This window comes from Micromonospora sp. WMMB235 (assembly GCF_001855515.1).
Lineage (GTDB): Bacteria > Actinomycetota > Actinomycetes > Mycobacteriales > Micromonosporaceae > Micromonospora > Micromonospora aurantiaca.
Map to the genome: position 1 here is coordinate 641,598 of NZ_MDRX01000001.1, position 10,993 is coordinate 652,590.

Consider the following 10,993-nt stretch of genomic DNA (forward strand, 5'->3'; position numbering starts at 1 on the left):
TCCGTCAAACGTGATCATTGCGCATCGGGGGCGGCGTGTCAGCCGGCGGGCCGGTGACGACGCCGGGCCGGCGTCCCCGGGGGGACGCCGGCCCGGTCGCCGGCTGGGCTCCGGCGGAGGTCAGAGCGGCAGCCGGCCGGCGCCGGCCCAGGCGTCCACGACGAACGGGACCAGCGGGGCCGGCAGCGGCCGGGCGGCGCGGAGCGTGGGCGTCCACCCGGCGTCGCCGCCGAGGTCGGGGTCGTGGGCGGCGTTGTACGCGGCGCGCAGGTCCACCGGCCGGGGCAGGCGGTCACCCTGCCGGACCCAGCTGCCCCGCTCGGTGAGCGCGGTGCCGCCCCAGTCGTACAGCAGGTCGGCCGGGCCGGCCCCGCCGGTGAGCGTGAAGAAGTTGTTCTCCGCGTACAGCGCGGACTGCACACCGACGCCGAGGGCGTACGCGAAGCCGGGCCCGCCGAGCCGGTAGTGGTTCTCGTGCACGTCGACCTGGCCGAACCGCACCCGGGGCAGCCGTTGCAGCGTGCCGTCGAACAGGTTGTGCCGCACCGTGACGTTGAGCCGGCCCACGTCCGGGCCGACCGTGTTCGACGAGCCGATGAGCATCACCTTGTCCCGGCCGGTGAACCGGTTCCAGGAGGCGGTGACCAGGCTGGCGGTGTGCGTGACGTCCAGCGAGCCGTCGTGCACCTGCCAGGGCCGCCCGAAGTAGACGGGCTGCGCGCTGTCCGGGTTGTCGCCGTCGGTGAACGTGTTGTGGTCGATCCAGACGTGCTCGCTGCGCCGGACCGAGATCTGGTCGTACTGGGAGTTCCAGTTGCCGGTGTCGCCGTCGGTCGGGGACCAGGCCGGGAAGCAGTCCCGGGCGTCGGCGAACTCGATGTTGCGCACGATCACGTTGTCCACCCGGTCGATCATCAGCGTCAGGCCGGTGAGCCGGGCGCCGCGCAGCCCGATGATCGTGGTGTTCGAGCCGACGTTGATCTGGGTCTGCCGGGTCTGGGCGGCCACCGACCGCACGCGTGCGGCCTCCAGCGGCCCGCTCGGGTTCACCCGGCCCCAGGTCGCCGGGTCGTACGCGGCCAGGTAGGCGGGCAGCGAGTACTCCGGGTCGGCCAGGTCCGCGCAGTCCAGCGGGGTGCCGTCCGGGCCCTCGAAACCGTCGACGGTTCCGGCCACGTACACGATCTTTCCGGTGGCGTCGGCGGCGTTCGTGGCGTTGTCGCCGCCGAGCGCGGCGACCAGCTCGGCCCGGGTACGCACGACGCGTACCCGGTCCGGCGCGGCGGCCGACCCGCCGGTGGTGCCGGTGCCCGCGGCGGCCCAGCCGTCGTTCGCCGGGAGGGTCTGGCGGCCGAGCAGTTCGGCGGCCCGGGACGGCCCGCCGGGTGCGGCCGGTGCGGGCGCGGCGGTGGTGAGGACGAGCGCGGCGGTCAGCGCCGCGACGACTGCGGTTCGGGTACGCATGACTCGTTCCGTTCTCTCAGGGACATTCACTGCACGGGCAGGTCCACCACGTGCGGCGGGAGCGCCCACGGCACGCCCGCCTCCGACGGCAGCGCGCCGGTCTCCGCGGCGGTCCGCAGCACCGCGCCGACGCCCCGCACCATCCGCACCCGCTGCGGGCCGTCGCCCGCCGCGCGCACCAGGTCCCCGTCGAGCAGCGCCGGGACGGGTGCGTCCCGCAGCGCGTCCAGCACCGCGGTGAACGGCTCGGTACGCGCCAGCGGCGCGATCAGTGGCGTGCCGTCCGCGCGGTGGTCGAGCAGGTTCGCCAGCAGCCCCCGGCGGCCGGGCACCGGGCGGAGCGCGTCCTCGCCGGGTAGGCGTAGCCGGTCGGTCGGGTACTCCAGCACCGCCCGCCCTCGCTCGCCGGTGACCAGCACCTCCCCGGCGACGTGCTCCTCGGCGGCGAGGGTGAGCGCGGCCAGCACCGGCGGCCCCGCGTGCGGGGTCAGCCGCAGCACGGTCGTGTCGTCCACCTCGATCGGGCGCACCCGGTAGCGCTCGACCTCGATCCGGGCCGGGCGTACCGGCGCGCCGGTGACGGATTCGGCGACGGCGAGGCACTGCATCAGCGCGTGCGCGAGCGGGTTCGCCAGCGCGCCGTCCAGCGCCGGGCGGCCGTCGACCGACCGCCGCCCGGCCCAGGGGGAGCGGGCGTAGTAGGCGTCCGGGCGTTGCCAGGCGGCCAGCGTGGCGATGCGGGTGACCGGGCCGACCCGCCCGAGCGCGCCGGTCAGTTCGGTGAGCGCGGCCGAGCCGAGCGCCTGGAAGTTGACCTGCACGGCCCGGCCGGCGACGTCCGCGGCGGCGGCGAGCGTCAGGTGCTCGGCGAGGTCGAGCACCGGCGGCTTCTCCAGCAGCAGGTCCGCGCCCGCGGCGAGGGAGTCGAGCGCGATCGGCAGGTGGGTGTGCGGCGGCGTGCAGATCACCACCACGTCCGGCCGGGACTCGGCGAGCATGGCCCGGTGGTCGGTGAAGACGCCGGTCTCCGGCGGGACGGGCGCGTCCGGTTCGGCCTCCAACGGCCGCACGTCGACCAGCGCGACCAGGCGCGCACGCCCGGCGGCGTGCAGTTCCGCGATGGCCCGGCGGTGCCAGCGGCCGTGCCCGTTCGCCCCGATCAGCGCCACCCGCGGCGGGTCGTTGCCGCTCACCGGCGACCCCCGGCGGGTCGCTGCCCACCCGCTGGTCACCGGGCGTCCGCCAGTGTCGCCCGGACGCCGTGCCGTTCCAGCGCGGTGAGCCAGCCGGTCACGTCGGCGCGGACCTCGTCGTCGGCGGCCAGATCGGCCGGGAACACCTCGCGCAGCGCGAAGACCGCGTCGACCACCCCGGCCGGGGTGTGCGCTCCGGCGGCGAGCGCGGCGCGCAGCCGGTCGGCGAGCGGGTCGTCCAGCGGCAGCGGCCGGCCGTCGTCGGCGTACCCGAGCAGGAACCGCAGCCACGCGGCCACCACGAGCGCGCTCCACCGCGCCGACCGGCCGGCGGCCCGCAGGTCGGCGACGGTGTGCAGCACCCGTTGCGGCAGCTTCTGCGAGCCGTCCATCGCGACCTGCGTCGTCCGGTACCGGATCGCCGGGTTGACGAAACGGGCGAGTACCTGCTCGCCGTAGTCGGCCACGTCCGCGCCGGGCGGCGGGGTGAAGCTCGGCGCGATCTCCTCGGCCAGCAGCCGCCGCAGCACCGCGTCCAGGTGCGGCAGCGTCAGCGCCTCGGCCACCGTCTCCGCGCCGGCCAGCGCCCCCAGGTACGCGGTGGCGGAGTGCACGCCGTTGAGTGCCCGCAGTTTCAGCCGCTCCCACGGGCCGGCGTCGTCGGTGAGTACCGCGCCGGATCGTTCCCAGGCCGGTCGCCCGCCGGGGAAGTCGTCCTCGATCACCCACTGCGACCACGGTTCGGCGGCGACCGCCGCCAGGTCGGTCACGCCGAGCGCCCGGCGGGCGGTGTCGCGGGTCTCGTCGGTGCTGGCCGGCACGATCCGGTCCACCATGGTGCCGGGGCAGGTGACGGCCGTGAGCACCCGCTCGGCTGTGGCGTCCGGCACCCGGGCCAGCGCGAGGCACTGCTCCACCAGCCCGCGCAGTCGCCGCCCGTTGGCGGGCAGGTTGTCGCAGCTCACCAGCGCCAGCGGCCCGGCGTCGGCGGCGGCGCGGGCGAGCAGCCCGCGCACCAGCAGGCCCGGCACGGTACGCGGGGGACGGCCGGTGGTCAGGTCGGCGGTCAGGTCCGCGTCCACAGTCAGCGCGGCGGTCACCGGGTCCAGCCGGTACGCCTTCTCGGTCACCGTCAGCGTGACCACCCGGATCGCCGGGTCGGCGAGCAGGCCGACCACCGCCTCCGGGTCGCTCGCGGCATGCCGTACCCCGGTCAGCGCGCCGATCGCCCGGGTGGACGCGCCCTCGGCGGCGAGCGTGGTGACGCTGAACAGGCAGTCCTGCGCGGCGAGGGCGTCGACCACGCCGGTGCTGCGCGGCGCGACGCCGATGATGCCCCAGTCGCCGCCGGCCGCGCCGACCGCCGCCTCGGTGTGCACGGCCTGGTGGGCGCGGTGGAACGCGCCGAGGCCGAGGTGGACGATGCCGGCCGGTACGGTGCCGGGGCGCAGCAGTGGCCGGGACTCCTGCGGCAGGCGGCGCAGCGTGGCCAGGCCGAGCCGGTCGGTGGTCAGCGCCATGCCGGGCCGTCCGGGAACCGGAACCGCGCGATCGACTCCTGGCGCATGGTGGCGCTGTAGCCGGGCGCGGTGGGCAACAGGTAGCGCCCGCCCCGGGTGCGTACCGGGTCGGTGAAGTGCTCGTGCAGGTGGTCGACGTACTCGACCATCCGGCCGTCGAGGCTGGTGCCGACGCGCAGGTGGTCGAAGATCGCGAGGTGCTGCACGTACTCGCACAGGCCCACGCCACCGGCGTGCGGGCACACCGGCACGCCGAACTTGGCCGCCAGCAGCAGTTCGGCGAGCACCTCGTCCACGCCGCCGACGCGGCAGGCGTCGATCTGCATCACGCCGATCGCCTCGGCCTGGAGCAACTGCTTGAAGATGACCTTGTTGGCGGCGACCTCGCCGGTGGCGACCCGGCAGCGGCCGCCGGTCAGCTCGTCCACCGCGCGGGCGATCCGGGCGTGCCCGAGCACGTCGTCGGCGTGCGTGGGCTCCTCGATCCAGTACGGGTCCACCTCGGCGAGCACGCCCATCGCGGCGATCGCCTCGTCCACGTCCCACACCTGGTTGGCGTCCATCATCAGCAGCGCGTCCGGCCCGATCTCGGCCCGGATGATCCGGGCCCGCCGCAGGTCGTCCTCGATCCGCCCGCCGACCTTCATCTTCATCGCGCGCCACCCCTGCGCGTACGCCTCGCGGGTCAGCGCGCGCACCTGCTCGTCCGGGTAGCCGAGCCAGCCGACCGACGTGGTGTACGAGGGGAACCCGTCGCGTTCCACCCCGGCCAGCCGGTCGGCCAGGCCGTCGCGTCCCTTGTCGAGGATGGCGGCTGCCTCGTCCGGGGTGAGCGCGTCGGTGATGTGGTGGAAGTCGATCGTCGCGACCAGTTCGTCGGTGGGGGCCTCGGCGAGGAACCGCCACATCGGCTTGCCGGCGAGCTTGGCGCGCAGGTCCCAGACCGCGTTGACGAGCGCGCCGGTGGCCATGTGGATGACGCCCTTCTCCGGGCCGAGCCAGCGCAGTTGCACGTCTGCGGTGAGCGAGCGCCAGAACGCCACCGGTTCGGCGGCGATCTCGGCGATCGTGCGTCCCCGGACGTGGTGGGCGAGCGCGCGTACCGCCGCGCAGGTGATCTCGTTGCCCCGGCCGTTGGTGAACGTGAACCCGGCGCCGGTGGGCCCGCCGTCGGTGGTCAGCTCCACGTACGTGGCCGAGTAGTCGCCCCTGTTGATCGCGTCCGAGCCGTCGCCGCTGGCGGCGGTGGGGAAGCGCACGTCGTGCACCTCGACGTCGACGATTGTGGTCATGCGGGTCCGCCTCCGAACTTGAAGACCTGCTTCGGCAGCCGGTACGCCAGGTCGACGATCGTCTCGGCGGCCTCGTCCTCGCCGAGGCGGTGCTCGGCGACGAGGCGGGCCAGGAAGCCGGCGTCGACCCGGCGGGCCACGTCGTGGCGTACCGGGATGGAACAGAACGCGCGGGTGTCGTCGACGAACCCGGCGGTGTTGTAGAAGCCGGCCGTCTCGGTGACCGCCTCCCGGAACCGGCGCAGCACCTCGGGGGAGTCCAGGAACCACCAGGGCGCGCCGAGGCGCAGCGCCGCGTACCCGCCGGCGAGCGGGGCGAGTTCCCGGGTGAACGTGTCCTCGTCGAGCGTGTAGAGCACCACAGTGAGGCGGGGGTCGTTGCCGTGCGCGTCGAGCAGCGGGGCGAGGCCGTGCACGTACTCGGTGGCCTGCGGCACGTCGCCGCCCACGTCGCGGCCGTGCCGGGCGTGCAGCCACCGGTTGTGGTTGCGGACCGCGCCGGGGTGCAGCTGCATGACCAGGCCGTCGTCGAGCGACATCCGGGCGAACTCCAGCAGCATGTGCGCCCGGAACGCCTCCGCGTCGGCGGCGTCGGCCAGGCCGCGCCGGCCCCTGTCGAACAGGGCCGCGGCCTGCGCCGGGCCGAGATCGAGGGTACGGGCGGTGGGGTGCCCGTGGTCGGTGGAGGTGGCCCCGGCGGCGGCGAACGCCTCCCGCCGTGCCCGCAGCGCGGCCAGGTATCCGGCGTACGTGCCGGTGTCCTCGCCGGAGACCTCGGCGAGCCGGTCCACGTTGGCCGACCAGTTGCCGAACTCCATGTCCACCACGTCGTCGGGGCGGAACGTGGTGACCACCCGGCCGCCGGGCCCGCCCCAGCCGTCGGCGGCGAGCTTGGCGTGCCGGCCCAGGTCGTCCAGCGGGGACTCGGTGGTGGCGAGCACCTCGATGCCGAAGCGTTCGAACAGCGCCCGGGGCCGGAACTCCGGTTCGGCCAGGCGTGCGGCGAGCGCGTCGTAGACGGCGTCGGCGGTGGCCGGGCTCAGCGGCGTGTCGACGCCGAACACGTGCCGGAACGTCTGCTCCAGCCACAGTCGCGACGGGGTGCCGCGGAACAGGTGCCAGTGCGCGGCGAAGCGCCGCCAGATGGCCCGCCCGTCGGTCTCCACCGGGCTGCCGTCGACGCTCGGCACGCCCAGGTCGGCCGGGGGTACGCCCTGGCTGAGCAACATCCGGGTCAGGTAGTGGTCGGGCACGATGAGCAGCCGGGCCGGGTCGGGGAACGGCTGGTCCTCGGCCAGCAGCCCGGGGTCGACGTGCCCGTGCGGCGAGATGATCGGCTGCTCGGCGGCGAGCGCGTACAGCTCGCGGGCCAGGGCGCGCAGCCCGGGCTCGGCGGGCAGCAGCAGGTCGCCGCGGGGGATGATCGGCACAGCGAGGGCTCCTCGGTCAGGGCAGGGTGAGCAGGTCGGCGACCCGGACGGGCGCGCCGGTCTCCAGCGAGCGGTTGGCGGCCAGGCCGGTGAGCAGCGCCAGCGCGCCGTCGCGGGCGGTGGCGGCCCGGCCGAGCGGGTCGGCTTCGCCGCCGAGCAGCACCCGGGTCATCCGGGCGTCCGCGCCGCCGTGCCCGCGCCGGGTCCAGCCCTCGACCGGGATCTCCTGCGGCGGCGCCCAGAACGGCCGCAGCGTGAGCCGGGCCGCGCCCTGCTCGACGGCGGCCTCGTCGCCGTGCAGCGCCGCGCCCTTGAGCGCGCCGGCGACGGCCGGGCTGACGTGGTCGCTCTCGGTCACCTCCAGTTCGAGGCGGCCCCGGCTGCCGTTGACCATGACCCGGTAGCCCTCCCAGGGCGCGTACGCGGTGAGGTGGTAGGTCATCGTGGCGCCGGTGTCGTAGCGGGCCAGCACCGCGAGGTCGTCCTCGATGGTCACGCCGGGGGCGAAGACGTTGCGGTCGCGGTGGTAGCCGTCCTCGGCCTCGGCGTCGAGGTACAGCTCGCGCAGCCTCGGGTGGTCGGCCAGGCGCAGCGCGAACGGGTCGCCGTCGGCGGCGGGGGAGCCGTGCGCCCGGTCGTAGTCGCGGGCGTAGCCGTGCCGGCGGCCGTCCGCGCCGTAGAAGAACAACCGGCCGTACGCGTGCACCTCGACCGGGCGGGCGTCGAGCCACCAGTTGACCAGGTCGAAGTGATGGCCGGACTTGTGCACCAGCAGCCCGCCGGAGACGGACTTGTCGCGGTGCCAGCGGCGGAAGTAGTCGGCGCCGTGGCGCACGTCGAGCAGCCACTCGAAGTGCACCGACCCGATCTCGCCCACCGCGCCGTCGGCGAGCAGCCGCCGGACCTGCTCGTGCAGCGGGTTGTAGCGGTAGTTGAACGCGACGGTCACGCGCCGGCCGGTCTCGGCGACCGCGTCCAGGATGCGGCGGCACCGCTGCGCGTCGACTGTCATGGGCTTCTCCACGACCACGTCGCAGCCGACGCGCAGCGCCGCCGTCACGTACTCGTCGTGGGTGGCGTCCACGCTGGTCACCAGCGCCACGTCGACGCGTTCCTCGGCGAGCATGGCGGCGAAGTCGCCGGCGGCGTACGTGGGCACCGGCGGCCGGCCCAGCTCGGCCAGCCAGCGGTTGTGCGCGTCCATCCTCCTCTGGTTGACGTCGGCGAGCGCGACCAGCTCGGTGGTGTCGGCGTGGTCGAGGGCCAGCGCGCGGACGAACATCTCGGCGCGTGCTCCGGCACCCACCAGGGCGTGGCGGACCCGTTCCCGGGCCGGTGGTGACATGACGTCGGCCTCCCCGGCAGTCGGCTGCAAAGGTTTGCAGCCGAAGAAACCATGACGGTGGATGCGTCGTCAACGGTTGCCGCCCAAGCCGCCCTATCCATCCGTATTGATGGGCATTCATGCACGTGGCGGGAACGCCGGCGCAATCGAGCCGCAACAATGGACCGTTGACACGGGCGCAACCGTTTGCATTAATGGGCGGCACCCGTGACCCCCACCACATCGGACGAGGGAGCCCGCCGTGCCAGCCACCATCCGGGACGTCGCCCGCGCCTCCGGTGTGCACATCTCCACCGTGTCCCGGACGTTCTCGGCCCCGCACCTGGTCAACCCGGAGACCCGGGTCCGGGTGCTGGCCTGCGCGGAGGACCTCGGCTACCGGCCCAACCGGGCCGCCCGGGCCCTCATCACCGGCCGTACGCACAACATCGGCCTGATCGTGGCCGACATCGCCAACCCGTTCTTCCCGCCACTGATCAAGGCGGCGGAGGGGCAGGCCCGGCACCGCGACTACCACGTGTTCGTGGCCGACACCAACGAGGACCCGGTCGCCGAGGAGGACCTGGTCCACGCCCTGGCCAAGCAGGTCGACGGCGTGCTGCTGTGCAGCCCCCGGATGAGCAACAGCCTGATCGAGCAGGTCAGCCGCGAGGTCCCGGTGGTGGTGATAAACCGCCAGATCGCCGGCCTGCCCTGCGTGATGATGGACGTCGGGCAGGGCGCCCGGGCCGCGATCGAGCACCTGCTCGGGCTCGGTCACCGCCGGATCGCGCTGCTCGGCGGCCCGCGCGGCTCCTGGACCGCCCGGGAGATGCGCCGCGCCGCGACCGCCGCCGCCCGGGGCGGGGGAGCGGAACTGACAGTCCTCGGACCCAACCAGCCCACCGAGACCGGCGGCGGCGCGCTCGCCGAGCAGGTACGCCGCAGCGGCGTCACCGCCGTGCTCGCCTACAACGACCTGATGGCGATCGGCCTGATCGAAGGGCTGGACGCGATCGGGGCGCGGGTGCCGCACGACGTGAGCGTCGTCGGCGTCGACGACATCGCGCTGAGCCGGCTCACCCGCCCCAAGTTGACGACGGTGGCCACGCCGACCGCGGCCGCCGGCCGGACGGCCGTCGACATGCTGCTGCAACTCGACTCCGACGCGCCACGCGGCGCCCGGGGCCGGGGCGCGGCGGCCGGCGACCGTCGCACCACCGCACAGGTAATGCTCCAGACCGAACTGGTCGTCCGCGACTCGACCGGGCCCGTCCCCGCGCCCGGCCGGGACTGCACCGGAGCCTGAGCAGGTGGCCCGGGCCCGCACAGCCTTGCGGACCCGGGCGGCCCGCGGACGGCCGCCGGTGACGTCGTCGCCTCCCACAGCCGAGGAGTGAGCGCAGATGCACCCCGCAACGTCCCCCACCGCCGGCGCACCCGCCGGGCGGGATCACCGTACCCCCCTGACCCGACGCCGACTCGTCCGCGGCCTGGCCGTCGTCGCGCTCGCCGTGCCCCTCGCCCTGGGCGCGGCCGGCTGCGGCGACGACGAAGCCGGCGGCGACGGCGGCCCGGTCAAGCTCTCCGTCTTCTGGTGGGGCGGAGAGGCCCGGGCCAAGCTCACCGAGGACGCCCTGGCCCTCTACACCAAGAAGCACCCGGACGTGACGTTCGAGAAGACGTGGCAGGCCAACCAGGGCTACTTCGACAAGCTCGCCACACTGACCGCCGGCGGCAACCCGCCGGACCTGTTCCAGATCGACGACAACTACCTGGCCGAGTACGCCGGCCGCAGCACCACGCTCGACCTGAGCAGCTACCGCGACTCCGGCAAGCTCGACGTGTCGAAGTTCCCCAAGAGCCTGCTGGAGTACGGCGTGGTCGACGGCAAGCTCGCCGGGGTCGCCGCCGGGGAGAACACGCAGGGCCTGGTCTACAACAAGACGCTGCTCACCAAGAACGGGCTGCCCGAGCCGACCACCGGGATGAGCTGGGAGGAGCACATCGCCTGGGCCGAGCAGGTGGCGAAGAAGACGAAGGTGCCCGGCACCCAGGACCCGAGCGCCGACTACAAGGCGCTCTGGGTGTGGCTGCGCCAGCAGGGCAAGGACCTGTACAAGGGCAAGGAGCTCGGCTTCACCGCCGAGGACGTGACGAAGTGGTTCGAGCTGTGGAAGGGCGCGCGGGACCGGGGCGCCACCCCGACGCCTGACGTCATCCACGAGGGCAACTCCAGCGACATCACCAAGCAGCTAGTGGTCACCGGCAAGTCGGCCACCTCCTGGGTCTGGGTCAACCAGATGCCGGACCTGAAGAAGAACACCAAGGACGAACTGGGCGTGGTCGCGTACCCGGGTGACCCGAGCGCGCAGTGGGCGCGCGCCTCGATGTACTGGTCGGTGTTCAAGGGCAGCAAGCACAAGGACGTCGCCGTCGATGTGATCAACTTCCTGAACAACGACCCGGAGGCGGTGGCGCTGCTCGGCACCGACCGCGGTCTGCCGTCGAACATGGATCTGCGCGCCAAGGTCAGCGAGACCGCCACCGACCCGGCCATGAAGCAGTCCATCCAGGTCGAGTCCGACCTGGCGCAGAAGTTCGGCGCCTCGCCCCAGGTCCCGATCAAGGGGCACAGCAAGGTCAAGTCCGAGCTGGTCAAGGCCGCCGAGAACGCCCAGTACGGCCGCGCCACCCCGGCCCAGGCAGCGGAGCAGTTCGTCGCCGCCTGCAAGTCCGCGATCGCCTGACCCCACGAAAGGACCGGTCC

General features: G+C 74.1%; 8 protein-coding genes. 2 read left to right on the forward strand and 6 right to left on the reverse strand.

Annotated elements, in window-relative coordinates:
- Nucleotides 1-120: 120 nt before the first annotated feature.
- From BFV98_RS02525 to BFV98_RS02550, 6 genes are read right to left on the reverse strand one after another with little or no spacing between them, the layout of a single operon-like run.
- Nucleotides 121-1,464 (reverse strand): polysaccharide lyase family 1 protein, encoded by a 1,344-nt coding sequence (locus BFV98_RS02525; protein WP_071094737.1) that lies wholly within the window; start codon nucleotides 1,462-1,464, stop codon nucleotides 121-123.
- Between the two features lie 26 nt (nucleotides 1,465-1,490).
- Nucleotides 1,491-2,657, reverse strand: coding sequence for a Gfo/Idh/MocA family protein (locus tag BFV98_RS02530; RefSeq protein ID WP_071098726.1), 1,167 nt, complete (start codon nucleotides 2,655-2,657; stop codon nucleotides 1,491-1,493).
- 35 nt (nucleotides 2,658-2,692) lie between these two features.
- Nucleotides 2,693-4,177: a mannitol dehydrogenase family protein gene (locus BFV98_RS02535; RefSeq protein WP_071094739.1), complete on the reverse strand. Its 1,485-nt coding sequence runs from the start codon at nucleotides 4,175-4,177 to the stop codon at nucleotides 2,693-2,695.
- A complete protein-coding gene (locus BFV98_RS02540) occupies nucleotides 4,168-5,469 on the reverse strand; it encodes an enolase C-terminal domain-like protein (RefSeq protein WP_071094740.1) in 1,302 nt (433 codons plus the stop codon). Before BFV98_RS02540 ends, BFV98_RS02535 begins: the two co-directional genes overlap by 10 nt.
- Complete coding sequence (uxaC, locus tag BFV98_RS02545; protein WP_071094742.1) at nucleotides 5,466-6,899, reverse strand: glucuronate isomerase; 1,434 nt, start codon at nucleotides 6,897-6,899, stop codon at nucleotides 5,466-5,468. The genes BFV98_RS02540 and uxaC overlap by 4 nt, the downstream gene beginning before the upstream one ends.
- Nucleotides 6,900-6,915: 16 nt before the next feature.
- The gene (locus BFV98_RS02550; RefSeq protein ID WP_071094744.1) at nucleotides 6,916-8,244 is read right to left on the reverse strand and encodes a Gfo/Idh/MocA family protein; all 1,329 of its coding nucleotides are present in this window, start codon (nucleotides 8,242-8,244) and stop codon (nucleotides 6,916-6,918) included.
- A 241-nt stretch (nucleotides 8,245-8,485) separates the two neighbouring features.
- Here BFV98_RS02550 and BFV98_RS02555 point away from each other — a divergent pair, with 241 nt between their 5' ends.
- Both BFV98_RS02555 and BFV98_RS02560 read left to right on the forward strand, forming a co-directional pair.
- Nucleotides 8,486-9,532: a LacI family DNA-binding transcriptional regulator gene (locus BFV98_RS02555; RefSeq protein ID WP_030268624.1), complete on the forward strand. Its 1,047-nt coding sequence runs from the start codon at nucleotides 8,486-8,488 to the stop codon at nucleotides 9,530-9,532.
- Between the two features lie 97 nt (nucleotides 9,533-9,629).
- Nucleotides 9,630-10,973, forward strand: a complete 1,344-nt coding sequence (locus BFV98_RS02560; RefSeq protein ID WP_030268626.1) for an ABC transporter substrate-binding protein — start codon at nucleotides 9,630-9,632, stop codon at nucleotides 10,971-10,973.
- Nucleotides 10,974-10,993: the final 20 nt, after the last annotated feature.

Excerpts from the sequence above, each read along its gene's own strand:
- BFV98_RS02550 (WP_071094744.1), bottom strand. The coding sequence starts at position 8,244 with ATGTCACCACCGGCCCGGGAACGGGTCCGCCACGCCCTGGTGGGTGCC.
- BFV98_RS02535 (WP_071094739.1), bottom strand. The coding sequence starts at position 4,177 with ATGGCGCTGACCACCGACCGGCTCGGCCTGGCCACGCTGCGCCGCCTG.
- BFV98_RS02540 (WP_071094740.1), bottom strand. The coding sequence starts at position 5,469 with ATGACCACAATCGTCGACGTCGAGGTGCACGACGTGCGCTTCCCCACC.
- BFV98_RS02525 (WP_071094737.1), bottom strand. The coding sequence starts at position 1,464 with ATGCGTACCCGAACCGCAGTCGTCGCGGCGCTGACCGCCGCGCTCGTC.
- BFV98_RS02560 (WP_030268626.1), top strand. The coding sequence starts at position 9,630 with ATGCACCCCGCAACGTCCCCCACCGCCGGCGCACCCGCCGGGCGGGAT.